23 protein-coding genes and 1 tRNA gene are annotated in these 24,697 nt (G+C 43.4%); 14 read left to right on the top strand and 10 right to left on the bottom strand.

The annotated features are described in order from the left end of the window. Positions 1-42 precede the first annotated feature (42 nt). The 3 genes from G3W54_RS14215 to G3W54_RS14225 are packed head-to-tail and all read left to right on the top strand — an operon-like array spanning position 43 to position 1,142. On the top strand, positions 43-378 hold the full coding sequence (locus tag G3W54_RS14215; RefSeq protein ID WP_162653944.1) for a metalloregulator ArsR/SmtB family transcription factor: 336 nt from the start codon (positions 43-45) through the stop codon (positions 376-378). Continuing rightward, positions 375-806 carry an SRPBCC domain-containing protein gene (locus tag G3W54_RS14220; protein WP_162653945.1) on the top strand — a complete coding sequence of 144 codons (432 nt, stop codon included), beginning with the start codon at positions 375-377 and terminating at the stop codon, positions 804-806. Before G3W54_RS14215 ends, G3W54_RS14220 begins: the two co-directional genes overlap by 4 nt. Before the next feature lie 21 nt (positions 807-827). Next, positions 828-1,142, top strand: coding sequence for a YciI family protein (locus G3W54_RS14225; RefSeq protein ID WP_162653946.1), 315 nt, complete (start codon positions 828-830; stop codon positions 1,140-1,142). A gap of 32 nt (positions 1,143-1,174) precedes the next feature. Here G3W54_RS14225 and G3W54_RS14230 read toward each other — a convergent pair whose 3' ends face one another. From G3W54_RS14230 to glmU, 3 genes are all read right to left on the bottom strand, one after another. Beyond that, the gene (locus tag G3W54_RS14230) at positions 1,175-1,852 is read right to left on the bottom strand and encodes a DUF502 domain-containing protein (RefSeq protein ID WP_162653947.1); all 678 of its coding nucleotides are present in this window, start codon (positions 1,850-1,852) and stop codon (positions 1,175-1,177) included. Between the two features lie 140 nt (positions 1,853-1,992). After that, positions 1,993-3,819 carry a glutamine--fructose-6-phosphate transaminase (isomerizing) gene (glmS, locus tag G3W54_RS14235; RefSeq protein ID WP_162653948.1) on the bottom strand — a complete coding sequence of 609 codons (1,827 nt, stop codon included), beginning with the start codon at positions 3,817-3,819 and terminating at the stop codon, positions 1,993-1,995. A 148-nt stretch (positions 3,820-3,967) separates the two neighbouring features. After that, positions 3,968-5,332, bottom strand: coding sequence for a bifunctional UDP-N-acetylglucosamine diphosphorylase/glucosamine-1-phosphate N-acetyltransferase GlmU (gene glmU / locus G3W54_RS14240; RefSeq protein ID WP_162653949.1), 1,365 nt, complete (start codon positions 5,330-5,332; stop codon positions 3,968-3,970). Between the two features lie 125 nt (positions 5,333-5,457). Between glmU and G3W54_RS14245 the strand changes: the two genes are divergently transcribed. Further along, on the top strand, positions 5,458-6,369 hold the full coding sequence (locus G3W54_RS14245) for a DMT family transporter (protein ID WP_162653950.1): 912 nt from the start codon (positions 5,458-5,460) through the stop codon (positions 6,367-6,369). A 1-nt stretch (position 6,370) separates the two neighbouring features. Here the strand turns inward: G3W54_RS14245 and G3W54_RS14250 are convergent, their stop codons facing one another. Continuing rightward, entirely contained in the window at positions 6,371-7,117 is a 747-nt protein-coding gene (locus G3W54_RS14250) for a cytochrome c biogenesis CcdA family protein (protein WP_162653951.1), read from the bottom strand. A 184-nt stretch (positions 7,118-7,301) separates the two neighbouring features. On the opposite strand from G3W54_RS14250, the gene G3W54_RS14255 reads away from it, so the two are divergent. The 5 genes from G3W54_RS14255 to G3W54_RS14275 all read left to right on the top strand — a co-directional run bounded on the left by G3W54_RS14255 (position 7,302) and on the right by G3W54_RS14275 (position 11,752). Continuing rightward, positions 7,302-7,377, top strand: a tRNA-Lys gene (locus G3W54_RS14255). A gap of 291 nt (positions 7,378-7,668) precedes the next feature. Next, complete coding sequence (locus G3W54_RS14260; RefSeq protein ID WP_162653952.1) at positions 7,669-8,904, top strand: ABC transporter substrate-binding protein; 1,236 nt, start codon at positions 7,669-7,671, stop codon at positions 8,902-8,904. Positions 8,905-9,027: 123 nt separating this feature from the next. Beyond that, a complete protein-coding gene (locus G3W54_RS14265) occupies positions 9,028-9,885 on the top strand; it encodes an ABC transporter permease subunit (RefSeq protein ID WP_162653953.1) in 858 nt (285 codons plus the stop codon). Positions 9,886-9,887: 2 nt separating this feature from the next. After that, a complete protein-coding gene (locus G3W54_RS14270) occupies positions 9,888-10,712 on the top strand; it encodes an ABC transporter permease (RefSeq protein ID WP_162653954.1) in 825 nt (274 codons plus the stop codon). 56 nt (positions 10,713-10,768) lie between these two features. Continuing rightward, a complete protein-coding gene (locus tag G3W54_RS14275; RefSeq protein WP_197742873.1) occupies positions 10,769-11,752 on the top strand; it encodes an ABC transporter ATP-binding protein in 984 nt (327 codons plus the stop codon). A gap of 60 nt (positions 11,753-11,812) precedes the next feature. Here the strand turns inward: G3W54_RS14275 and G3W54_RS14280 are convergent, their stop codons facing one another. After that, a complete protein-coding gene (locus tag G3W54_RS14280; protein ID WP_162653956.1) occupies positions 11,813-12,844 on the bottom strand; it encodes a substrate-binding domain-containing protein in 1,032 nt (343 codons plus the stop codon). Positions 12,845-13,099: 255 nt separating this feature from the next. On the opposite strand from G3W54_RS14280, the gene G3W54_RS14285 reads away from it, so the two are divergent. The 5 genes from G3W54_RS14285 (at position 13,100) to ugpC (ending at position 19,607) form a co-directional block, all read left to right on the top strand. Next, positions 13,100-14,365 carry an ABC transporter substrate-binding protein gene (locus tag G3W54_RS14285; RefSeq protein ID WP_162654435.1) on the top strand — a complete coding sequence of 422 codons (1,266 nt, stop codon included), beginning with the start codon at positions 13,100-13,102 and terminating at the stop codon, positions 14,363-14,365. A 98-nt stretch (positions 14,366-14,463) separates the two neighbouring features. Then, positions 14,464-15,678: a sugar ABC transporter permease gene (locus tag G3W54_RS14290; protein WP_162653957.1), complete on the top strand. Its 1,215-nt coding sequence runs from the start codon at positions 14,464-14,466 to the stop codon at positions 15,676-15,678. Next, positions 15,678-16,832 carry a carbohydrate ABC transporter permease gene (locus G3W54_RS14295; RefSeq protein WP_162653958.1) on the top strand — a complete coding sequence of 385 codons (1,155 nt, stop codon included), beginning with the start codon at positions 15,678-15,680 and terminating at the stop codon, positions 16,830-16,832. The genes G3W54_RS14290 and G3W54_RS14295 overlap by 1 nt, the downstream gene beginning before the upstream one ends. Before the next feature lie 11 nt (positions 16,833-16,843). After that, on the top strand, positions 16,844-18,496 hold the full coding sequence (locus G3W54_RS14300) for an alpha-amylase family glycosyl hydrolase (RefSeq protein ID WP_162653959.1): 1,653 nt from the start codon (positions 16,844-16,846) through the stop codon (positions 18,494-18,496). Between the two features lie 19 nt (positions 18,497-18,515). Beyond that, positions 18,516-19,607: a sn-glycerol-3-phosphate ABC transporter ATP-binding protein UgpC gene (ugpC, locus tag G3W54_RS14305; protein ID WP_162653960.1), complete on the top strand. Its 1,092-nt coding sequence runs from the start codon at positions 18,516-18,518 to the stop codon at positions 19,605-19,607. 16 nt (positions 19,608-19,623) lie between these two features. On the opposite strand, the gene G3W54_RS14310 is transcribed toward ugpC, so the two are convergent. From G3W54_RS14310 to G3W54_RS14330, 5 genes are all read right to left on the bottom strand, one after another. Continuing rightward, positions 19,624-20,442, bottom strand: a complete 819-nt coding sequence (locus G3W54_RS14310) for a sugar phosphate isomerase/epimerase family protein (protein ID WP_162653961.1) — start codon at positions 20,440-20,442, stop codon at positions 19,624-19,626. Between the two features lie 19 nt (positions 20,443-20,461). Beyond that, entirely contained in the window at positions 20,462-21,301 is an 840-nt protein-coding gene (locus tag G3W54_RS14315; RefSeq protein WP_162653962.1) for a carbohydrate ABC transporter permease, read from the bottom strand. Further along, positions 21,298-22,176, bottom strand: a complete 879-nt coding sequence (locus G3W54_RS14320; RefSeq protein ID WP_162653963.1) for a sugar ABC transporter permease — start codon at positions 22,174-22,176, stop codon at positions 21,298-21,300. Before G3W54_RS14320 ends, G3W54_RS14315 begins: the two co-directional genes overlap by 4 nt. 75 nt (positions 22,177-22,251) lie before the next feature. Continuing rightward, a complete protein-coding gene (locus G3W54_RS14325; protein ID WP_244627943.1) occupies positions 22,252-23,547 on the bottom strand; it encodes an ABC transporter substrate-binding protein in 1,296 nt (431 codons plus the stop codon). A gap of 11 nt (positions 23,548-23,558) precedes the next feature. After that, positions 23,559-24,641 (bottom strand): ABC transporter ATP-binding protein, encoded by a 1,083-nt coding sequence (locus tag G3W54_RS14330; protein WP_162653964.1) that lies wholly within the window; start codon positions 24,639-24,641, stop codon positions 23,559-23,561. Between the last annotated feature and the right edge of the window lie 56 nt (positions 24,642-24,697).

The raw sequence follows: 24,697 nt of genomic DNA on the forward strand, positions 1-24,697 counted from the left end.
GTATTTTTGTTAATTATTTAAATAACGAAGTAAGGAGACTAAATGCAAAATCTATCCAATACTTTTTCTGCCTTAGGCGATAAAACTCGCTTTGCTGTTGTCGAACAATTGCTTAATGAGGGCGAATTAAGCGTCAATGATCTTCAGAAAAATACCACGATATCGCCGCCAGCATTTTCGCGACACCTAAAAGTATTACGCGAGGCGGGTGTCATTCAGCAGCGAATTGATAAACAGAGGCGAATTTATTCAGTTCGTCCAGCCGCTGTTCAGGCTATTCACCGTTGGGTAATTGACCATCAGGAATTTTGGCAAGCAAGTGTTGATCGTCTTGAGGATGCGCTGAATAGTTTCAATCCGGAGAAAGATCTAAAATGAGTGATGTTGTTATTGAAAGAGAATTCAAACAAGCGCCTGATATAGTCTTTGCGTTCCTAACTCAGGTTGAAAACCTTTTAAAATGGTGGGGTCCTGAAGGTATTACGGTTCCCTCCCATGATTTAAGTTTAGGAGAGATTGGTCCATGGTTTTCTGAAATGAAGGGATCCAAGGGCGAAATTTTTAAAGTTAGCGGCGATGTTAAATCGGTTGTTCCGCCTGAATATATTGAATTCACATGGGCATGGCACGATGACAATGACGCAAGAGGTCATGAAAGTCACGTACGTTTTGAAGTTACGCCCTCCCCGAATGGCGGATCAACATTCAAAGTTATTCATACAAATCTTGCTGATGATGAAAGCGCCAAAAATCACATGGGCGGTTGGACATCCAGCATAAACCGTCTTGAAAATGCGCTTGGTTAAAACACAAAAGGAGAATTGAAAATGCCAAAATATGTATTTGCCTATCACGGTGGAAAAACGCCAGAATCAGAAGAGGAAGGTGCTAAAGTAATGGCTGCGTGGACAACGTGGTTTGAACAACTTGGCTCTGCAATTGTTGATGGCGGCGCACCCGTTGGTCAGTCAAAAACCGTATCAATATCTTCTGTAACTGATGATGGTGGAGCAAACCCGATCTCGGGCTACAGCATTATTCAAGCTGATACATTTGATGCGGCTACAGACATGGCCAAAGGGTGTCCGATGGTGATAGATTCTTCGGGCACCGTTGAAGTTGCTGAAATTCACGTAATGTAAATAATGTTGGCGGGCTATGCCCGCCGTACGCCCTACTCTTCAATAATTTTATCTGCGAGGTTTTCTTCATGATCCGGCGAAACGAGCCCCGCTGAGATCACGAGTTTTGCAGCTTCCTCCACATTCATATCCAATAAACGCAAATCCTTGCGCGGTACAAACAGCAAAAATCCAGATGTCGGATTTGGTGTGGTTGGCAAAAAGACTGAAACTGTGTCTTCTTCCTTCAAAATATTCCCCACTTCACCGTGCGTATCTGTTGCAATAAACACAATTGCCCAAAGCCCTTTACGTGGGTATTCAATAATACCAGCTTTAGAGAACGAGCTTTGTCCCTCTGCGAGGACTGTTTCAAATATCTGTTTTAAACCCTTATAAATAGAACGAATTAGCGGCATTCGAGCAAGTATAGATTCTCCGAAGTTTAAAACGGAACGACCAATTAAATTGCGCGTGAAAAAACCAACAATTGTTATCACTAGCAAGGCAAAGATCAGACCTAATCCGGGAATGCCAAATGGCAGATATGTCTCAGGATTATATACTTTAGGAATATAGGGTTTTGCCCATCCATCCACCCAGACAACAAAATTCCAAGTTAAATAAGCGGTTATCACAATGGGCGCGCAAACAATCAGGCCTGTTAGGAAATTGTTACGAAGGCGCGCACCATATGAACGATGTGGCTTTTTTGTATTTTCTTTTACCATTATCTACTCTGTGAGTGTAAATCTTCACCTTGGTAATAGGTACCTTTGGTGCCCTCTACAACACATAAATGGCAGATTTGGTCGAAATGATGTTCTTTGTTCAAAAACATCGCTTCGCAAGTAAAATAAATCGGGCTTTCTTACTCTACAGTTACTGACTTCGCCAAATTTCTAGGCTGATCAACATCAGTCCCCATAAATACAGCTGTATGATATGCAAGCAACTGAATTGGCAGTGAATAGATCATCGGAGAAATGGCTTCTGGTACATCTGGTAAAACAATGGTTGACATTGTTTCAACCGACACTTCCTTTGCGCCACGCTCATCGGTAATGAATATGATTTTTCCACCACGAGCTGCTACTTCCTGCATGTTTGAAACAGTCTTATCAAACAAATCATCATAAGGTGCGATCGTGATAACCGGCATATCTTCATCAATGAGTGCAATTGGCCCGTGTTTAAGTTCGCCAGCGGCATAACCTTCTGCGTGGATGTATGAGATCTCTTTCAGTTTAAGTGCTGCTTCCATTGCGAGCGGGAAATTTGTTCCCCTTCCTAAATAAAGCGCATGATTACACTTGGCAAGTTCGCGAGAGAGATCTTTGATACCATCATCAATGCTTTCAAGCGTGTTATTTGACAGACGTTCGATGCTTGCCATAGAACGCGCGAGTTCTTTTTCTTGTTCATCAGATATCGTGCCGCGAGCACGTCCAGCTGAAATCGCTAAACTTGCAAGCGTTGCCAGCTGGCAGGTAAACGCTTTCGTCGAGGCAACGCCAACTTCGATACCAGCCAATGTTGGAAATATGACATCCGATTCGCGCGCAATTGTAGATTCTGGCACATTGACGATAGAACCGATTTTTACGTTATTTTCTTTGCAGTAGCGAAGGCATGCTAAAGTATCGGCGGTTTCACCAGATTGAGAAATAAAGAAAGCAGCCATATTTCCCGTAAGAGGTAATTCACGATATCTGAACTCTGACGCGACATCTATCTCAACAGGCAATCGGGCATAACGTTCAAACCAGTATTTACCAATTAATCCGGCATAGTAAGCCGTCCCGCATGCAGAAATCGCTAAGCGATCCAAATTTGCAAAATCAATTTCACTTCCGATTGGTTTAAAGCTCTCAGTCGCCATATCCAAATAATGATGTATTGTGCGTGACATGACTTCAGGCTGCTCATGAATTTCCTTCAACATAAAGTGGCGATAATTGCCTTTATCGGCAATCATGGCACTGCCTTGTGACTTTTGTCGTTTGCGTTCAACAATATCACCATTGAGATCATGAACTTCAACGCTTGTATGGGTAATTATGGCCCAATCGCCATCTTCAAGATAAGTGATGTCGTCAGTAAATGATGCGAGTGCAATACTATCTGAACCGATAAACATCTCGCCATCGCCATGCCCAACTGCAAGTGGCGGACCACTACGAGCGCATAGGATCATATCGTCACAATCTTCAAACAACACAGCAAGTGCATATGCGCCCTCAAGACGCTTTAACGCGGCCTGCATTGCCTCTTGTGGTGTCATGTTTTTGGCAAGTAGAGATGAAAAGAGATGGGCAACAACTTCGGTATCTGTCTGGCTTGAAAACTGCGCACCTTGTTCGCTCAGTTCATCACGAAGCGTCGCAAAATTTTCAATTATGCCATTATGAACTACGGCAACACCTTTCGTGAAATGAGGATGCGCATTAGCTACTGTGGGTGCGCCGTGTGTGGCCCATCGCGTATGACCAATTCCAATATTGCCATCCAGCGGGGAATTGCTCAAACAAGATTCAAGATTCACGAGTTTGCCTTCCGCACGGCGGCGGTCGAGTATCCCATTCGCAATTGTTGCGACACCTGCGGAATCATATCCGCGATATTCAAGGCGTTTCAGTGCATCGACCAACTTAGGCGCGACAGAACTTTTACCAACGATACCTACAATTCCACACATTTTTCACTCTCCGGATATGGACGAAATATTGTCCAAATTTATACGATGCATCCCTCATTACGGTGCATCGTGCTTTATTCAATTTATCGTTCTTTTGTGAATCACAATTCGTTACATGATCGTAGCAAAGCTAAATGCAATCAGCTGATTAACCGCGTTTTTTCTTTTTTTCTTCCTTCAGGAGGCGGTTTTTCTCATTAATACGAGCCCCAGCCCCTTCAATGTTGATTTGTTCGACCCTTGCGATAGCCAGTGCATCATTTGGTACTTCTTTATTTGTGATCGTTCCAGTACCAACATAGGCGCCATCACCAATTTTTACGGGTGCGATCAAAGAGGAATTAGAGCCGATGAAGCTATTATTGCCAATTTCAGTCAGATGTTTATTGAAGCCATCGTAATTGCAGGTAATGGTCCCTGCCCCGATATTACTATTACTACCGATTATAGCATCACCGATATATGTCAGGTGATTAATTTTTGAACCTACACCAACATTTGCTTTTTTGACTTCGCAGAAATTGCCGACTTTTACGCGTTCGGAAAGGTTTGCCCCCGGTCGGAGACGTGCAAACGGGCCTATTGAGGCATTTTTGCCAATGCGCGCACCTTCAATGTGGCTAAATGCGTGGATTGTCGTTCCTGTTTCAACTTTCACATCAGGACCGATCCAGACATTCGGTTCGATCAATACGTCAGGCTCGATTTCGGTGTCGTAAGAGAGATAAACAGTGCTAGGATCGATCATGGACACGCCAGAAATCATAAGCTCCTCACGTTTTCTAAGCTGCCATTCGGCTTCGATTTCAGCCAGTTCTGATCTTGTATTACACCCCATCAAATCGCATTCAGGAGCAGAAGTGGCTACAGCCGTTCGGTCAGTACGCTGACATACATCTACAATATCCGTTAGGTAGTATTCACCCTTGGCGTTGTCGTTGCCGATTTCATCAAGTAATTCAAGAGCAATTTTGCCATTAATGCCGATCAAACCACCATTGCAAAACGTAATTTCTCGTTCTGTGTCAGTCGCTTCTTTTTCTTCATGAATAGCGATTAGTTTCCCATTTTTGACAATCATTCGACCATAACCAAATGGGTCTTCTGCTTCGAAACCTGCGACAACGACATCGGCGCCGTTTGCTAATTCTTTGCGAAGATCATCCAAAACTTCTGATTTTATAAGTGGTGCATCGCCAACCAACGCCAAAACATCATCGTAACCCTGTTCGATTTGTGATCGAGCCTGCAATACCGCATGTGCAGTTCCCATCCGCTCTTTTTGTAAATGAGCGCTAACAGGCACTCCATTTTTAGCCACAATTTCAGTCACCTTGTCTGCATCTCGCCCGACAATAATCGAAACATGGTCAACACCAGCTATTCCCGCCGTGTCAACAATATGTGAGATGATAGGAAGTCCACCAATTTTGTGTAAGACTTTAGATTTTGATGACTTCATGCGACTGCTGTCTCCAGCGGCCAAAATGATTGCTAAACATGAACGTGACATATAGCCTTCCCTCGAATCGATTTCAAATTTGATGACTACATAAACTAATCACATAAAGAATTTGTTTTTATCATGATATTTTTTAAATTCAATAAATCAACTTTCCAATAAGGTATTAAGGTAATTTGTCCAAAAGTCTCTCCATAGCAAATGCGTGGCCATGGGCAGTGTTTGCATTAACACCGTTATTTTTTTCAACAAATTTAATTTTTGGGCGCGGGATTATATTCGACGTTGCGCCATTTACTATCGCTTTTTTAAGGTGGGCTGGCTGCCTAATTGTGCTGCTCCCAATCATTATTCGGGAAAAAGGTACGGTTACACCATTCCTTAAACATCATTTCTCTTTTTGGCTTATGTTGGGTTTTTTAGGTATGTGGATTTGCGGTGCTATAGTTTATATGGCGTTGCAAACAACGACAGCCATCAATTCAGCATTGGTTTATACCACTTCCCCGTTGTTCGTCATTATAATACAATTTTTATGGACAAAGAGACCAATAAAATTGCAGGAAATCATTGGTATTGTCGCGGCAACTATTGGTGTTTGTTACATTGTTTTAAAGGGAGAGTTAGAACAACTACTTGCACTCAATTTAAACTTTGGCGACTTGCTTATTCTGGGGTGCGCCGTATCATGGGCGCTTTATCTGATTTTACAAAAAACAGATGCAGGCAAAGATGTACCCAGTTTTGCTATGCTTGGCCTCATGGCCGCCGCCGGAACTATATTGTTGGCACCATTTGCAGCATTTGAGTTGTTTTCTGGTGCACGCATGCCCACAACCCAATCAGCTTGGTTAAGTATTGGCGGAATTGTTTTCTTCTCGTCTTTGTTAGCGTTTAGCGGGACGCAGCACACAATTAAACATCTCGGGCCTGCCATTTCAAGCATGGCACTTTACTTACTGCCAGTCTATGGCGTCCTTTTAGCGGTGATAATGCTTGATGAAAAATATCATACTTATCACTTTATTGGGAGTGTCTTAGTGTTGGGGGGCGTTATAGTGGCAACTCTTCCCAAGAAATTAAAATGATCTAACCGATTGTTCCTAAAATTGGGAAATTTTCTAGTAGAAAGAAGCCAATTGTTGTGAATGCTCCTGTTAAAAACAACAATCCAGTAATCACAAGAAGCACGCCCATAATCCTCTCCATTAGGCCTAGATGCCGACGAAATCTGGTCAAAAATTTCATAAAACTGCCAGAGAATGCTGCTGCAATCCAAAATGGAACTGCTAAACCTAATGAATAGGCCGCAAGCAGCATAGCACCAGAATCAACCGTTTTACTTGATGCGGCAACGCCTAAAATCGAACCTAAAACGGGTCCGATGCAAGGCGTCCACCCAAAAGCAAAGGCAAGACCCATAAAATATGCACCAGAAAGCGTGGCAGGCTTACCACTACCTTGAAACCGATATTCGCGCGCTAGGAGTCCAAGTCGGAATACACCCAAAAAATGCAAACCCATTATAATGATAATAACACCACCAATTTGTGCCAATATATCTAAATGCTGACGTAATATGCCACCAACAGTCGATGCGCTTGCGCCCAGTGCGATAAAGACGGTCGAGAAACCAAGTGTGAAGAGCAAAGAAGTTAGAACAATCGTTTTTCTAAAATTGCCCTGCTTATTTTGACCCTCTTGTCGAAAATCATCTACAGATACGCCAGCCATATAGCAAAGATAAGGTGGCACCAGCGGAAGAACACACGGAGATAGAAAAGATAAGGCACCAGCAAATATCGCAGTTAGTACAGATATTTCTGCAATTTCCATGTCTGTCTCCAAGTTTAATTCATCGAATTGTTCTCTACTCCAGATGCTATTAACATGCCAATCACAGTTTTGCGTGTTAACCGTGATAAAAAAACTTTGAAATGTTGAAAATTAGAGGTTGACCGAACCTAAACTCACCCCTATGTTCCGGCGAAATTCCGAAGCACTTTTTAGTGTGATTTGGGAGCGCGTAGCTCAGTTGGTAGAGCAACTGACTTTTAATCAGTAGGTCCAGGGTTCGAACCCCTGCGCGCTCACCATACTCAGGAAATAAAATTCCCGATATCAAAAATTTAATTAGGGTATTATGGTGTGCCGTAAATATGTACGTACGGTTTGCAAAACGATGTAAATGAAACGCTGTATCAGGGCCTTTATCTGTCGCCAATTACGGTTATGCGCGCCATTATCTACTCCAAGCTCACTATAATGTGAAAACAGCGTATGTATTCCAGCATGGACGTAGCTATATGTTTCTACTATCACCTGATGAGGTAGATTGCCAAAACGTAGCATGAACTCGATATTCATAATAATAACTGGGAAAAAGTATGACAAAACTATTTAAAACCGCATTTTTGCTAACAACAATGTCGATTGCATCTGTTGATGCGTTTGCGGATAGCTCAGATGGTGAAGCCCTGATTGGTAAGTCCTGGGAAGAAATAACATCCATGGCAAAGGGTGGTGAAGTTAATTGGTTTATGTGGGGCGGCTCCGATACAATAAACCAGTATGTTACAGAATATGTCGGCGGTATTTTAAAGAATGAATATGATATTGAGTTAAATCGCGTTGGTATTAGTGATACAGCTGAAGCTGTAAATATCGTACTTAGTGAAAAAGAAGCAGGAGTCGTAGATAAAGGCTCTGTCGATATGATCTGGGTTAATGGTGAAAACTTTCGAACCATGAAACAGGGCGGACTGGCCTATTGCGGGTACACTGATACTTTACCAAATAACAAGCTTGTAAATTGGGATAATCCGGCGATCGCGATCGATTTTGGCGTGCCTGTCGACGGATGTGAGGTGCCTTGGTCAAAAGTACAATTTTCATTTGCTCACAACGCAGCCACTATAGAAAACCCGCCACGTTCAATTGGTGAATTAATCGAATGGGTTAAAGAAAACCCAGGTCAGTTTTCATACCCGGCTCCACCAGATTTTAACGGCGCTGTTTTTGTGCGTCATGTCTTTTACCATGCCGCAGGTGGCGTAGAGCAACTGTTTGGCGATTTTGATCAAGAAAAATTTGATGAAGTCGCAACCAAAACCTGGAAAATTCTTCTTGATATGAAGCCATATCTCTGGCGCGAAGGGCAAACATATCCGGCATCAATTGCCGCGCTTGATCAATTATACGCAAACTCGGAAGTTGCGCTAACCTTCAATTACGAGCCTGCAGATGTGGGTATCAAAATTGAAAATGGGACCTTTCCGCCGACCACACAAGGTTATGGCCTAACAGACGGAACAATCGGCAACACCAATTATACCGTAATTCCATTTAACTCACCTAACAAAGCTGCTGCTTTAGTGTTACAAAATGTGCTGTTGTCCGGCGAAGTGCAACTACAAAAAGCAATGCCGGATGTGTGGGGAGCAGCGCCCGCCATCGAAATAAGCAGAACGTCAGAAGAAGTTCGAAAGAAGTTCGCAGCTATAGAGAGACACCCAAATGTCGTTCCAGCTGAAGATCTTGCAAAGTTCGCACTTCCCGAGCTTCAAGTGTCCTGGATTTCAGCGATTGAAAAAGGCTGGATTGAAAATGTAGGTAGCAAATAGCCCAAACAATTTCCGCTGTGGCGCATTTAGTTAGCGCCACAGCCTGATATAAAGTCTTGTGATAAGTTCATAGATTGAATATTTCATTTCTATTTCGATCAGTTTTATGGATATTGTGCGAGCATGTCTGACCGCCAGAAAATATTCCTGTTGCTCCTTCCCGCAATGTTCGTAATCGTTGTCCTATTTTTTGGCGGACTGGTAACAGGTCTGTTGCGAAGTTTTAACTACATGCCAATCATTGGTCTGACAGAGCCGAATGTAAGTGCATATACTTCGATATTTACAGATCGAGAGTTCTATTTATCTTTTGCACTGACTTTTCATATTGCCTTTACCTCGACGGTCATTTCTTCGATTTTGGCAGTTGCTGCCGCATTGTTACTACGCCGAAATTTTGTCGGGCGCGCCGTCGTGAATTTCTTGTTTCAGCTAAATCTAACCGTTCCTCACCTTGTCGGTGCAATAGGTATGCTCTATTTATTTTCACAATCAGGCAGCTTTGCACGCCTAGCAGCTGATTGGAAACTAATTGCGCGGCCTGCAGATTTCCCGGCACTGGTTTTTGATCCTTATGCGATCGGTATCATCTTGCAGTATGTATGGAAGGAGATTCCATTTATCGGGGTGATCGTGCTGGCAAACATGCAGTCGATAGGAGAGGATTACGAAAGTGTTGCTCGCTCTTTGGGCGCCAATAGATGGCAGACATTTCGTCATGTACTTTTTCCAATGATTTTCCCTGGTCTTTTGTCGGCGTCTGTCATGGTGTTTGCCTTCACATTCGGTGCCTATGAAATTCCCGCGATTTTGGGAGCAAATTTCCCCGCTGCTTTGCCCGTTCTCGCCTATCGTAAATATACAGATGTAGACCTTGCTGCCAGACCTGAAGCCATGGCGATGGCAATTATTATCGCGCTACTTAGCGCCCTTATGATCTGGATATATGTACGCTATACACGCAAACGGATTAGGGGGTAGTTATGAATTATCGCAAAAACTCCCCGCTACGTAGCTTCAGGGTTTTGTCTGGAATAGTGCTTATTACATGGCTCATATTGCCGCTGGTACCGCTGGCTATTTGGTCTTTTGCAAAAGGTTGGTACTTCCCTGATATACTGCCACGTAATTGGTCTTTAAATGCATGGGAATATACAGTTTCAGACACTGCAGGTGTATTGGATAGCCTTTGGCTCACAGTTTGGATTTCCTTCATTGCAACATTGCTTTCAATCTTAATTGGAGTGCCGGCAGGTCGAGCCCTTGGTATGTATAAATTCAAAGGCAAGGAGATCATAGAGCTCATGATCTTGGCGCCCACAATAGTTCCCGGCATCGCTGTTGTTCTCGGGATTCATTCTGTTTTCATCTCACTCGGATTAAATAATACCATCACTAGTGTAATTCTCGTTCATCTCATACCAACTCTTCCTTACATGGTGTTGGTTATGTCCGGTATCTTTGCAAATTATGACCAAGCATTTGAAGATCAGGCTCGCAGTCTTGGCGCCTCTCCTTTAAAAACATTCTGGTATGTGACATTACCTGCGATAATGCCAGGTATCATTGTTGGAGGACTCTTTGCTTTTCTTGTATCCTGGAGCCAATATATTCTTACGCTTATAATAGGCGGAGGCCGTGTCATTACCCTGCCGCTACTACTGTTTAGCTTTGCTACCTCAGGGCGAAATGATATCGCTGGTGCCATCGGTATGATTTACATTCTGCCTGGTATTGTCATTCTTTTTCTTACGGCAAAGCACTTGTCCGGCCGTAGCGGTGTAGCTGGAGGCTTTGGCCGAATTTGACCCATGTTTCTATTAAAAATCTAACAAAAACATATTCTGGCACGAATGATCCCGCCTTGAATAATCTTTCATTAGAAATTCAAACTGGCGAACTCATCGCATTACTTGGACCTTCAGGTTGTGGCAAAACAACAACGATGAAAATGATTGCCGGATTATTGAAACCGTCCGCTGGCGATATAAAATTTAATGGACGCTCAATTCTCAATGATAAGCCGGAACATCGCGGTGTCGTCATGGTATTCCAAAACTATCTCTTGTTTCCTTACATGAATGTTGAAGAGAATATTGGCTTTGGTCTCAAGATGCGAAAAGTTGGTCCAATTGAAATCAAACGGCGCGTTGCGGAGATGCTTAAACTCGTAAGATTACCTAATCTTGCTGACCGCAAACCCAGTGAACTTTCAGGTGGACAACAACAACGTGTCGCGCTTGCAAGGGCTCTTATCGTTCAGCCCGATGTTCTTTTGTTAGATGAGCCTCTATCGAACCTTGATGCTCACTTACGGATTGAGATGCGCGATCTCATACGATCACTACAAAAAGAGATGGGCATCACCACAATATTTGTGACCCACGACCAAGAAGAAGCCGTGGTACTTGCAGACCGTGTTGCGCTCATTTTAAATGGCGAGATGAGGCAATACGACACGCCAGAAGCATTTTACAAACGACCAATTGATGAAGCAACTGCACGATTTTTCGGAGGTCGCAATTTCATAAAAGGCAATGCACTAGAGCAAAAATTTGTTGGAGCATTTGGCACATTGGTCATACCAGACGGCGCTAACCAAGGTGATGTACACCTAACCATTCGACCGGAAAACATATACCTTAATAAGCCGGATAATACACCAAACTGTCTTCAGGCAATTGTCATCGATAAAGTGTATTTAGGTACGCAAACACGTCTTAAAATCCGCATTGGTGATGAGCATCTTGAAGCTTTGGCCAATCCGACGGAAGTAGAAAATATCGAGATAGGCAATAAAGTTACAGCAACTTTGCCGGCCGACGCGCTATGGATGCTAACCCCATAAAATGATATTTTGGATGTTTACATGTGCATCCTCCGACAAACAGCATAAGACAATTCTACATTATTTTTGTGGAGCGGGGCCCGTGGATTTTCCAAGGGTGAGTTCAACTTCCAGTAGCTCATTGGGTGGTTGCATATCTGGATTTACAACAATCTGCAAAAGCATTTCGGCTAAACGGCGTCCCGCATCTCTCACAGACGATTTTGTCGCTGTAAAAATCGGAATATCATCGCTGTTCTGAAAATAGGACAAGCGGTCATCATGTGTTACAATAGAAACATCGCGACCAACAGTCTTCCCTGCCTCCTGTATCGCACGCCTAGCCCCAAGAGCAACAATAATTGAAGCTGTTAAAATCGCTGTAGGCGGATTATCCAGCTCTAATAATTCTAAAGTTTTGTGATATCCATAACTCTCGGTCATTTCATTTGAAAACATTAATTCTCTATCAATATTTAAACCGCGGGATTGCAAGGAACTTTCATACCCTTGCCTGCGTCTATAAGCAAAATCCATATGTTCGCTACCGTTTAAGAGAGCAATGCGCCTATGTCCTAAATCAAAAAGAAAGTCCGTCGCTCTAATAAATGCGGAACGATTGTTTACGTCCAACCAAGCGTAGGGAATCTCGCATTGGCTAGCCCTGCCATGCACAATAAACGGCAATCCAAGTTCTGTTAAAAAAGAAATCCGACCGTCGTTGACCGTTGGGCTCTGAATAACTACCGCATCAACGGTACTTTGTGCTTTGAGATCTCTATAAACTTGATATTCATCCTCCTCTGGAGGCACGACAGATATCAACATTTTATATCCATTTGCAGAATAAACCTCACCAACACCGGCCACAAAATCTCCAAAAACTGGGTTCACCATTTCATTCTGATTGGATGTTGAAATAACATGACCTATTGTTAATGTTTGCCCAGTTGCGAGGCCTTTTGCTGCCTTGTTAGGCGCATAGTTATTTTGTTTCGCTATCCTCTGAACGCGTTCTCTCGTGCGTTCAGAGACTTCCGGAAAACCATTTAAGGCCCGGCTTACGGTAGTTTGACTAAGATTCAAAAGTTCTGAGAGTTCTCTTAAATTCATTATGCAAATGTACTCGAAGCGCTTCGAAAATCAATAAGAAAATCGACAAAGTAGCAAAATATTTGGCGACATTGATCTTGTTGTTGATAATGGAAGGGAAGTAAATGTATGAAAAATATATTGAAATTATCTCACTTGACAGAATCTATAATTATACTGTTATAATGAGCCAGCCAAAGCGCTTTGAAAATATTTAATATATGCTGTTACAATGATTAATGGCGTGTAAAGGGAGGAAATCTGATGAATGGAACTATGAAACATTTTTTACTAGCTAGTGCCGCCACTATGCTCTTGGGAACCGCGGTTCAAGCTGAACAGTTGACTGTATTTGGCCCTTGGCTTGGACCAGACCAAAAAAACATCGAAACTGTGCTGAGTGATTTTGCAGAAAAATCTGGTCATGATGTACGTTATGTTGGTTCCGATAGCTTCGAACAACAAATCATGATCGATGCGGAAGCCGGATCATCGCCAAATGTTGCAGTATTTCCGCAACCTGGTTTAGCCGCAGACATGGCAAAACGTGGCTTCCTAACTCCATTAAAAGATGGAACTGGTGATTGGGTTAAGGAAAACTATGCAGCTGGTTCATCGTGGGTTGATTTGGGTACTTACAAGGATCAAAACGGTGCAGATAATCTCTATGGATTTTTCTATAAAGTCGATGTGAAGTCACTGGTTTGGTACAATCCGGAAAACTTTGAGGATGCAGAATACGAAGTGCCGACAACGATGGAAGAACTGAAAGCTCTCACAGATCAGATTGTCGCTGATGGTGGCACGCCTTGGTGTATTGGTCTGGGTTCAGGTGGAGCAACTGGTTGGCCTGCAACTGATTGGGTCGAAGATATGATGCTTCGTACACAATCGCCTGAAATGTATGATAAGTGGGTTTCAAACGAATTGAAATTTGATGATCCAGCTGTCATTGCCGCCATCGACGAATTTGGTGCGTTCGCACGTAATGATAAATATGTTGTTGGTGGTGCTGGCGCTGTTGCATCTACTGATTTCCGCGATAGTCCAAAAGGTATGTTCTCATCTCCTCCACAATGTTACATGCATCGTCAAGCATCGTTTATTCCAGCGTTTTTCCCCGAAGGTACAGAAGTCGGTGAAGATGCTGATTTCTTCTACTTTCCATCTTACGCGGGTAAAGATCTCGGTAATCCGGTCCTCGGTGCAGGCACATTGTGGGCTATCACAAACGAAAATGACGCTGCTCATGATCTGATCGAGTATCTTCAAACTCCTGCTGCGCATGAAATTTTTATGGCTCTTGGAGGGTTCTTGACGCCTCATAAAGGTGTTGATGCATCAAAATTCTCTAGCAAGTCTACAGCGAAGATGAACGAAATTCTTCTTGGAGCAACAACATTCCGTTTTGATGGATCTGATCTAATGCCTGGCGGTGTTGGCGCAGGTACTTTCTGGACCGGTATGGTTGACTATACTGGCGGCAAAGATGCGTCTGAAGTCGCAGCTGGTATCCAAAAAAGCTGGGATGCGTTGAAGTAAGGCGAGCAATTAAAGACAGCCCTCAATGTGGGGGCTGTTTCGCTTTTTACCGACTGTGGAGGCAGACGGCTAAACTTTAGATAGGGATGGAGTGTCTGATGGAAGCTGCATATAAAGGGTTACTTACGATATTTTTGGGCGTTGGTGGATGTCTTCTCTACTTTTACCTATCCAATCAAATTCTCGATAAGATTATATATCCTGCTACAGGAAAACATGCTGGCCGCAATATCAACCGCGCCAATATGATTAGGCCTTGGCTTTTTGTGCTGCCTGCCATGTTAGCATTGGGCATTTACTTAGCTTATCCAGTCGTTGCTACCTTCTGGTATTCCCTCACAGATCGTAGCCAAGATGGTGCTTTTGTTGGTTTGGCAAACTACCAACAAATGACCAGCGAACCTAAGTTTTGGGAAGCTATGCGTAACAATATGTTGTGGCTGATTATCGTGCCAGCCGCGTCAACAGCCTTTGGTTTGTTGGCTGCACAATTAACGGATCGTATTAAATGGGGATCTATAGCCAAATCCCTTATTTTTATGCCGATGGCAATTTCGTTTGTCGGTGCGGCTGTTATCTTCAAGCTTATCTATGATACCCGACCCGTTGATCAGGCGCAGATCGGTGTATTAAATGCAGTATGGCTACAATTTAATGGTGGTGTTGGTTCATGGTTAATCCTGCGGCTATTGCCAGCACTTCTTATGCTGTGCGGAACAGCAATCACGGCCTATCTAGCTTATGGCTTATATAATTCAATTCGTGAAAAAGGTGGTTTGCTTTTACGAGGCCTCGCTATTGTTGTCCTTGCATATATTACATATTCATTTCTGTCTCTTGCTTGGGGCGCCCTCACCTCACCTCATCCGTATGGCGAACCACAAACATGGTTGACAATTCCCGGTTGGAACTCATTCCTACTTATGGTGGTTTTGATCTGGATTCAAACTGGCTTTGCAATGGTTATTCTGTCGGCAGCTCTGCGCGGTATACCGGAAGAAACTGTCGAAGCATCCATTGTGGATGGTGCAAACCCGTTCCAAGTATTTTTCAAAATTAAAATGCCGCAAATTTCAGGAACAATCGTCGTGGTTTGGACGACCATTACATTAGTTGTGCTGAAAGTTTTCGACATCGTTTTTGCCATGACCAATGGCCAGTGGGAAACACAAGTTTTGGCCAACTATATGTTCGATAAACTATTCCGCGCAAATGATTGGGGCGTTGGCTCCGCATCTGCAATGACCATCATGTTATTGGTTAGCCCAATCCTGATTTGGAATGTTTATAACGCTCGCAAGGAGATGAAGTGATGGATAATATAGCTGGAAGCAAATCTAGCCTAAATTGGATTGTTCAAATTTCAGTCGTTGCGCTCGTACTATTGTGGCTGTTTCCCACATTTGGCCTGCTTGTGTCCTCCTTCCGCACAGCAGATCAAATCTCAGGTTCTGGCTGGTGGCAATCGATGTTTCCCACTCAGCAGAACCTGACATTGCGCGCAGCTGATCCTGATGATGAAGGCGCACAGGTTTTAGAAAACGGATTATACATCGTAGAAGGCAATCTTTTTGGTTCTGCAAGTGATGCTAATATTAGCGTTTGGGGAACCTCATCACGCGCAATTGGCGCCAATATACCTGGTGTTACAGCTGAGTTAAAAGATGGCGAGACCATGACCGTTCAGGCGGATGGCACCTATCGCTGGACCAGCCCAACTGAGCTGACAGGTCGCGGACAGCGTGTTTTTGTTACGGCAACAACGCCACCAGAATTTACATTTGGCAATTACCAGAATGTACTCTTCAGTGGCGATAGTACCGATAGTATGGCAAAAGCGTTTTTCAACACATTAACAGTGACAATACCGGCCACAATTATCCCTATAATTATCGCTGCATTTGCAGCATATGCGCTCGCCTGGATGGATTTCCCAGGTCGTGCAATCCTTATTGCCGTTGTCGTAGGTTTGTTAGTTGTGCCATTGCAACTGGCTTTAATTCCGCTGTTGCGTCTGCATTTGGGTATTGGTATCGGAAAAGGATATCTGGGTGTTTGGCTTGCTCATACCGGTTTTGGGTTGCCCTTGGCGATTTACTTATTGAGAAATTATATGGTTGGGTTGCCAAAGGATATTATTGAGAATGCCCGTGTGGATGGTGCGACTGATTTTCAGATTTTTATGAAGATTATCTTGCCATTATCATTCCCTGCCCTGGCTTCTTTTGCCATATTCCAGTTCTTGTGGACTTGGAATGATTTGCTCGTTGCAAAGGTATTCTTAATCGATGCTACTGGCGAAACCACCGTCATGACCAATCAGATTGTAGAGCTTCTGGGTACACGTGGTGGCAACTGGGAAATTCTTGCGACCGCCGCCTTTGTTTCAATAGCTGTTCCGCTCTTGGTGTTCTTTGCAATGCAAAAATACCTTGTGCGTGGTCTTTTAGCTGGTTCAGTAAAATAGGATTAAAAATTATGAATTTAGCCGTAGCTCCAATGTTGGATAACGCAACTAATAAAGATTGGTGGCGTGGTGCTGTCATCTATCAAATTTATCCACGTAGCTATCAGGATAGTAATGGAGATGGGGTTGGTGATTTGGCAGGTGTTGTGCAGCGCATGCCATACATCGCGTCATTGGGGGTTGATGCGATTTGGATATCTCCATTCTTTACATCGCCAATGAAAGATTTTGGTTATGATGTAAGTGATTATTGCGACGTAGATCCAATGTTCGGTTCATTGTCAGATTTCGATGCGATCGTCAACGCAGCCCACAATCATGGCATTCGCGTGATGATTGATCTTGTGTTGAGCCATACCAGTGAGCAACATGCCTGGTTTGCAGAAAGCCGCAAAAATAAAACTAATTCAAAACAGGATTGGTATGTATGGGCTGATCCAAAACCGGATGGTACACCTCCCACAAATTGGCTTTCAATATTTGGTGGTCCAGCTTGGCAATGGGATGGACGGCGCGAACAATATTACATGCATAACTTCTTGGCATCTCAACCAGACCTCAATTTTCATAATGTTGAGGTTCAGGATGCGTTGCTTGATGTGGCAAATTTTTGGCTTAATCGTGGTGTTGATGGGTTTCGTCTGGATACGATTAACTTCTATTTCCACGACGCTGAGCTGAGAGATAATCCTGCGTTACCAATTGAAGAACGCAACGCAACTATCGCTCCATCTGTAAATCCATACAATCATCAAAACCACCTATACGATAAAAACAGACCTGAAAATTTGAACTTTTTGCGGCGTTTACGTTCAATCATGGAACCATTTGGTGCTGCTGCGGTTGGCGAAGTTGGTGATGCACAATTTGGGTTAGAGATATTAGGACAGTATACCGCTGGTAATGACTTAATGCAGATGTGTTACGCCTTCGAGTTTCTCGCACAAGATCAACCATCAGCGGATTTGGTCGTGAAAGTTTTGAAGAAGGTCGATGATGTTGCCGCTGATGGTTGGGCTTGCTGGGCATTCTCCAATCATGATGTACAGCGTCATGCATCACGTTGGAACCTCTCGACAGACGCTCAAAAAACATTTGCTACCCTAATTATGTGCATGCGTGGCTCGGTTTGCCTATACCAAGGTGAAGAGCTTGGTCTTCCCGAGGCAGATGTAGATTTTGGTGATATCCAAGATCCGTATGGTATAGAATTTTGGCCGGAATTTAAAGGTCGTGATGGTTGTCGTACACCAATGGTGTGGCAGACAAGTAACCAAAATGGTGGCTTTTCGGAAGGAAAACCTTGGCTTCCTGTTGCTCACGAACATCTAAATATGTCGGTAGATGCACAGGAAAATGATCCAAATGCAATTTTGCATCATTATCGAAAAGCAATTCAGTTTCGACAAACCAAACCTGTTCTTGCTTTGGGTGAACACGATAATCTGAACACCGATGGATGTATCGTTTCATTTACTCGGCATCTGGATGGTCAATCCATCCAATGCGCATTTAATCTTAGTGATACACCATCTGAATTCATACTGCCTGCTGGTGAATGGACACCTATGGGTGAAGAATTAGGTTGTGTACAAACTGCAGTTGGCAACAAAATTCATCTGGGACCCTGGCAGGTTTATATCGGGCAAAAACGTGAGCATTAGGATCTGAAAGGATTACACCATGACGGACGTAAAATTAACAAGTGTAGGAAAAACCTACGGAGGGGCAGTCAATGTCCTGAACGATATAAATCTCGATATCAAACAAGGCGAACTGATTGTTTTTGTTGGACCGTCTGGTTGTGGTAAATCCACGTTACTTAGAATGATTGCTGGATTAGAAAAAATTACAGCAGGAACACTCGAAATCGGTGGTGATGTTGTCAATGATATTCCACCTGCGCAGCGGGGTATCGCCATGGTGTTTCAGTCCTATGCGTTATATCCACATATGACTGTACGCGAAAACATGTCTTTCGCCTTGAAATTAGCTAAAAAGCCCCAAGTAGAAATCGATGAAGCGATTACGCGAACAGCAAAGATATTGCAGCTGGAGGAGTATCTCGACCGTTTGCCCAAAGCCCTGTCTGGCGGACAAAGGCAACGTGTGGCAATAGGTCGATCCATCGTACGGGACCCAAAAGTCTATCTGTTTGATGAACCACTCTCCAACTTAGATGCAGCGCTGCGCGTTGCGACGCGCATTGAGATTGCACAGCTTAAAGAATCTATGCCTGAAAGCACAATGATTTATGTCACGCACGATCAGGTTGAAGCGATGACTTTAGCCACTAGAATTGTCGTGTTGGCAAACAAGGGCATTGCTCAAGTCGGCACACCGTTAGAGCTCTACGAACGGCCAGAAAATGAATTTGTGGCACAGTTCATTGGCTCTCCAGCTATGAATTTGCTGTCCGGCGAGATAGTTAAAACAGGTAATCAAACGACCATTAAATTAGACGGCGGCGGCACGGCAATTTCCGCTATAACAACAAAAGCGGAAGACAAAGGTCTAAAAGTCAATATCGGCATTAGGCCAGAAGATATGATCGAGACGACAGACGAACATATCTACGAAGGTAAAGTAAAAATTACTGAAGCTTTAGGTGAAGTAACTTTATTATATTTCGAAAATAACGGTGATGATAACTCTGTGATCGGTAAACTTCCAGGAATTCATGGGGACCTCCGTGGCAAAACTGTACGCGTATCAGCCGCACCTGAAAAAGTGCAAGTTTTCCATAATGGTCAGTCACTTTATTATCGGAAATAGTACTAGGTTTTAGTACTTATTGCGCCAAGCCTTGCTCTTCTAGTCGATTGACGCACTGTGGCAGCTGATCATATCGATCCTTCGGTTCCAATATTAATCGAGGGTCAGCATCAATTTTGGATAGTTCATTGAAAACGGGTGCCCATGGAATTATCCCCTCACCTGGATGCCAATGCCGATCCGCGTAACCATCGACATCCTGTAGATGGACATGCCCTAACAATTCTCCAGCTGAGATAATGAAGTCAACAACAGCAGGGGCATTGTTGTTTGCATGTGATAGTTGCGCATGCCCTGTATCGATTGATAATTTGAACAAATCACTCTTAAAAGATTGAACTAGATCGCTACGTAACATAGGATTCGTATCATCAATGTTCTCAAGAACCATCATACAGCCGATTTCATCACAACGTTTCAAGCAGGGCGTAAGTATATCTTGAGCAGCTTCGAACATCTGACGTTTGATGTCTGGCATGTTAAGTTCATTGAGGCTAAGCCATGCGCTGAATGGTGAGTGAACGACCATATGCGTTGCACCTAACTTCTCACATGCATCCAACCCTTGTAAGAGGCGTTTTGTTGTAACGGCGCCAATTTCTGGATCAACCGCAGTGATATCCAGATTTATGAACGGACCGTGTATGCCAACTCGCCCACTATGGTTTTCTAGCCGCTTTTTGTAGCCATTAATAACGTCATCGCTCATCGCATCAAGTTGCCGAGCCACAATGAAATCCTGTATCTCGATATCTCGGTTCTTTTCCAGTATCCAGTCACTAATTTGGTCGAAGTTTATCAAATTTGTTGCTACACCTAAAACAGGAAGCGTCATAATATTTCTCTTTCTATATCTATTTTATGCCAGCACGCATAAAGCTTTGCACAAACTGTCGCTGAAACAGTATAAATCCGATCAATAAAGGACCAGACGTAATAAGAGTTGCAGCATTAATGATAGACCATTCTGTGCCAGAGTCAGTTGTTGCAAAGATCGAAAGACCAACGGTTAATGGTCTTGTTTCAACCGAATTGGTGATAATTAATGGCCAAACAAAGTTGTTCCAATGCGCGCTGACAGATACCAGGCCAAAAGCAAGATAAGTTGGTTTGGCAAGCGGAACATAAACCCTACGAAGAATGGTAAATATTGAAGCTCCCTCGATGCGAGCGGCCTCATCCAATTCTGTTGGGATCGTCATAAATGTTTGCCTGAGCAGGAAGATGCAAAACCCAGATGCCATATAAGGCAAACCAATAGCCAGTATAGTATCTACCAGGCCTAGCATTTTCATGGTTTGGTAGTTTTCGACTATCAAAATATCAGGCATGACCATAAGCTGAAGCAAGACCAATCCGAATAATATATTTTTGCCTGGAAAACTCATCCGTGCAAACGCAAATGCGGCCAAGGTGCCCAATACCAACTGAGCTAAAAGAATACTCGTTACCAACAAGATCGTGTTTATATAATACGTCCCAAACGGTGCTTGAGCCCACGCCTTTTCAAAGTTCTCTAATGTTAAAGGTGCAAATAACTCAAATCTGGTTTCAAATGCAGCAGGATGAAATGCTGTCCAAACAGCATAAAGCAGGGGTAATGCCCACATGATTGCAAGTGACCAAGCTCCAAAACTAAACAACAGGCGATCAAAATCAAATCGACGAGCCGACTGGTTTAAAGAATAACTCATTTATAATGCACCTTGCGATCAAAAAGGAAGAATTGCCCGATAGCCATGAGAGACAGAATAGCCAGAAGCACCACAGTTAGTGTGGATGCGTAGGCGGTATCCCAGAAGGCAAATGCAACATCGTAGATGTAATACAACAGAAGGTTGGAAGCGTTATTTGGGCCACCTTGCGTCATAACGAAGATGTGATCGACCAACCGAAATGCATTAATGACAGCATTTACAGATACAAACAGAGTTGTAGGCATAATCAACGGCAGCGTTACACGTTTAAAAAATGTCCATCTGCCTGCTCCTTCGAGTGCCGCCGCTTCTCTTAACGGCTGGGGAATAGCTTGTAGTGCAGCCAGATAGAAAATCATGAAAAACCCGGCCTCTTTCCATACAGCTACTGCTATCATCGTATAAAGAACAGTGTCTGGTTGCCCTATCCAATTCTGTGCTTGAAATCCGAAAAGAGCTCTAATCTGATCTATTAAGCCAATCGTGGGAAGGTAGAAGAATATCCAAATATTGGCGACGGCAATAAGAGGAAGCACAGTTGGCGTAAAATAAGCCATACGCAACAAACCAACACCTCTACGCGGGGTGTGCACAAACAACGCCATTGCAATCGCAAGGCCTATAGATGCTGGTATAGTAATCGCAGCGTAGATCGAGTTATTCCAAAGCACTCTCAAAAAAACTTCATCACCAATCAGACGCTGATAGTTTTCAAAGCCAACAAATTCAGATGAGCGCCTGCCCCGTCCCGTGGAGAAAAAACTATCGATAAACGTTTCTATTGCTGGAATATGAGTAAAACCAAGCAAAAGAATCATAGCAGGCAGCAAAAGTAGCCAAGCGTATACCCATTGGTTGTTGTATTTACTCATTCTAGAAGGACCTGGCTGGAAAATGATGCAGGCGGCCAAACGAGCCGCCTGTACTGAATAAAAGACAAACTGCGATTAATTTGTCGTGCGATATTTCTTCAAAACATCGTCTGCTTTTGCTTGAGCTTCAGCCATTGCAACTGCGGCTGTTTTCTCGCCAGAAATTGCAGATGCAAGCGCATCGTTAAAGATCTTCGATACAAGTTTATTCTCGTATGTTGATAATTCAGCAACAGCAAATTCAAGCTGATCACGTGCAACAAGCGATGCAGGAACATCTTTAACATAGGCTTTCATTGCATCTGTTTCCCATGCTGCTGCGCTTGGCGCAACGTAGCCTGTTGCAATAGACCAAGTTGCTGCTTGTTCCGGCGCTGTGATCCATTTTACAAATTCAACAGCTGCCTTTTTCTGCTCCTCAGAAGCATCTTTAAACAAATAGAAGTTTCCGCCGCCTGTTGGTGCACCACGGCGCTGTTTTTCAGGCAACATTGCAACACCAAATTCGAAAGGTGCATTAGTGCGAATGTTTGTAAGGTTACCTGTTGTTGTCCAGATGATTGCCGCTTCTTTTTCAAAAAAAGCTTTTGGTGTGGCACCCCAATTGATTGAACCAGATTGCATGATTTTATGCTCAGATGACAAATCAACGAGATATTCCAGTGCCTCTATAACTTCTGGTGTATCGAATGCCGTTTTGTTACCTTCAGCATTAGCCAGGATAGCTCCATTAGGCGTGGAAAGGCCTTGGAATAACCAATATGGGAAACCAGCTGTCGGTATGCGAAGACCCCATTTCGTCGTGTTCCCACTTGCGTCTGTTTTTGTAAGTTTTTTGCCCATTTCCACTAGCTCATCCCAGTTTGCAGGTGCAACTTCTGGATCAAGTCCCGCTTCTTTAAAGGCTTCTTTGTTCCAATACATAACCGGAGTTGAACGTTGAAAAGGAATACCCCAAGTCTTACCGCCAGTCTGACTATTCTCCATAAACGACGGATAGAATCCACCAATCCAAGTTTTATGCTCTTCATTAGAAACATAAGCATCAAATGGCTCGATTAGATCTTCATCGATCAATGTAAACATCTCAGTTGAAAGCAATACAGAAAGTTGCGGAGCGTTGCCCCCACGTGCAGCTGTAATAGCTTTCGCAGATGCATCATTATATGACCCCGCATAGATTGCCTCGATGTTAACATCAGGGTTCATTTCGATATATTTTCTTGTCAAATCTTCGATTGTATCTGCTGCGGCACCGCCGACGGCTACTGGAAAATAAAATTCTAGATCAACAGCTATTGCCGGTGTTGCCAATAGCGACGCAGCAAGAACTGTGCTGCTAATAAGTTTTTTCATCATAGACGGCATCATAATAATTTCCTTTAGATATTTGATGGTAGATTATTGGATTGAGTTAGGATTGATGGTAGTTCGATGCGTTGACCAGTTTGCTCGTTAAAGAAATGCGAGGCGTCTTTCTGCCATGAAATTTTAAGCTTGTTCTCTATGTTAATCGCCAAACGCGCAGGTAAGCGAACATCAATTGTCGCAGCTCCCATCTGACAGCTCAGCAGTTGATCAGCGCCTTGGTACTCAATGTCTAGAATCTCAACTTCAAACCCAGAATCGCTCGAAATTTCGAAATCTTCTGGGCGGACACCACAAATAATATCATCTGGTAGCGGCACCTCACCGTTCGGAAAAGTGCACGAATTCATGTCCAATGCAGGAATCAAATTCATAGGTGGGGAACCGATAAAGCGGGCCGCAAACACGCTGGCAGGTTGACTATAAATCTCTTTAGGCGAACCAACTTGTTCAATTCGGCCTTTGTTGATTAAAACAATCTGATCTGCCATCGTGATAGCTTCAACCTGATCGTGGGTAACATAAACCATGGTTAGTTTAAGTTGCTGCTGCAAACGTCTGATCTCTGTTCGCATTTCATGGCGTAGCTTCGCATCTAAATTTGAGAGCGGTTCATCCATAAGGCAGACCGGCCGCTCACTAATAACAGCCCGTGCAAGTGCTACACGTTGTTGTTGACCACCAGATAATTGTGATGGTTTACGCTCCTGCAATTCAGTTAATCCCATGAGTTGAGACACCTTCTGCAGTCGTTCTGCCTGTTCAGCGTTTGATGTCTTACGAACTTGCAGACCAAACAGGATATTATCCGCAACGCTCATATGCGGAAAAAGAGCGTAAGATTGAAACACCATTGAGATATCGCGCATTGATGATGGCAAGATATCTATCTGCTTTTCACCAATATAGATTTTACCACGATCTGGGGCCTCAAATCCGGCAATCATTCGAAGAAGAGTTGACTTGCCGCATCCTGACGGGCCTAGCAGTACAGTAAGTTTACCCTTGGGAATATTGAGAGATATATCATCGACAGCAAGCTGGTCATCAAATGACTTCACAAGATCATGTAAAATCAAGCCATCTTTGTTCATCATCCAAAACACCAAGATTATCAAACACTAGGTCTGCATTGCAATTACTTGGAGGTTTA

Source organism: Lentilitoribacter sp. Alg239-R112 (genome assembly GCF_900537175.1).
GTDB lineage: Bacteria > Pseudomonadota > Alphaproteobacteria > Rhizobiales > Rhizobiaceae > Lentilitoribacter.

What these genes read in the sequence shown, in the direction of transcription:
- G3W54_RS14265 (WP_162653953.1), top strand. Translation starts at nt 9,028, where the DNA reads ATGTCTGACCGCCAGAAAATATTCCTGTTGCTCCTTCCCGCAATGTTC.
- G3W54_RS14320 (WP_162653963.1), bottom strand. Translation starts at nt 22,176, where the DNA reads ATGAGTAAATACAACAACCAATGGGTATACGCTTGGCTACTTTTGCTG.
- G3W54_RS14280 (WP_162653956.1), bottom strand. Translation starts at nt 12,844, where the DNA reads ATGAATTTAAGAGAACTCTCAGAACTTTTGAATCTTAGTCAAACTACC.
- ugpC (WP_162653960.1), top strand. Translation starts at nt 18,516, where the DNA reads ATGACGGACGTAAAATTAACAAGTGTAGGAAAAACCTACGGAGGGGCA.
- G3W54_RS14230 (WP_162653947.1), bottom strand. Translation starts at nt 1,852, where the DNA reads ATGGTAAAAGAAAATACAAAAAAGCCACATCGTTCATATGGTGCGCGC.
- G3W54_RS14300 (WP_162653959.1), top strand. Translation starts at nt 16,844, where the DNA reads ATGAATTTAGCCGTAGCTCCAATGTTGGATAACGCAACTAATAAAGAT.
- G3W54_RS14270 (WP_162653954.1), top strand. Translation starts at nt 9,888, where the DNA reads ATGAATTATCGCAAAAACTCCCCGCTACGTAGCTTCAGGGTTTTGTCT.
- G3W54_RS14310 (WP_162653961.1), bottom strand. Translation starts at nt 20,442, where the DNA reads ATGACGCTTCCTGTTTTAGGTGTAGCAACAAATTTGATAAACTTCGAC.
- G3W54_RS14285 (WP_162654435.1), top strand. Translation starts at nt 13,100, where the DNA reads ATGAAACATTTTTTACTAGCTAGTGCCGCCACTATGCTCTTGGGAACC.
- G3W54_RS14290 (WP_162653957.1), top strand. Translation starts at nt 14,464, where the DNA reads ATGGAAGCTGCATATAAAGGGTTACTTACGATATTTTTGGGCGTTGGT.
- G3W54_RS14315 (WP_162653962.1), bottom strand. Translation starts at nt 21,301, where the DNA reads ATGAGTTATTCTTTAAACCAGTCGGCTCGTCGATTTGATTTTGATCGC.
- G3W54_RS14325 (WP_244627943.1), bottom strand. Translation starts at nt 23,547, where the DNA reads ATGATGCCGTCTATGATGAAAAAACTTATTAGCAGCACAGTTCTTGCT.
- G3W54_RS14250 (WP_162653951.1), bottom strand. Translation starts at nt 7,117, where the DNA reads ATGGAAATTGCAGAAATATCTGTACTAACTGCGATATTTGCTGGTGCC.
- G3W54_RS14225 (WP_162653946.1), top strand. Translation starts at nt 828, where the DNA reads ATGCCAAAATATGTATTTGCCTATCACGGTGGAAAAACGCCAGAATCA.
- G3W54_RS14330 (WP_162653964.1), bottom strand. Translation starts at nt 24,641, where the DNA reads ATGATGAACAAAGATGGCTTGATTTTACATGATCTTGTGAAGTCATTT.
- G3W54_RS14220 (WP_162653945.1), top strand. Translation starts at nt 375, where the DNA reads ATGAGTGATGTTGTTATTGAAAGAGAATTCAAACAAGCGCCTGATATA.
- G3W54_RS14215 (WP_162653944.1), top strand. Translation starts at nt 43, where the DNA reads ATGCAAAATCTATCCAATACTTTTTCTGCCTTAGGCGATAAAACTCGC.
- G3W54_RS14295 (WP_162653958.1), top strand. Translation starts at nt 15,678, where the DNA reads ATGGATAATATAGCTGGAAGCAAATCTAGCCTAAATTGGATTGTTCAA.
- glmS (WP_162653948.1), bottom strand. Translation starts at nt 3,819, where the DNA reads ATGTGTGGAATTGTAGGTATCGTTGGTAAAAGTTCTGTCGCGCCTAAG.
- glmU (WP_162653949.1), bottom strand. Translation starts at nt 5,332, where the DNA reads ATGTCACGTTCATGTTTAGCAATCATTTTGGCCGCTGGAGACAGCAGT.
- G3W54_RS14260 (WP_162653952.1), top strand. Translation starts at nt 7,669, where the DNA reads ATGACAAAACTATTTAAAACCGCATTTTTGCTAACAACAATGTCGATT.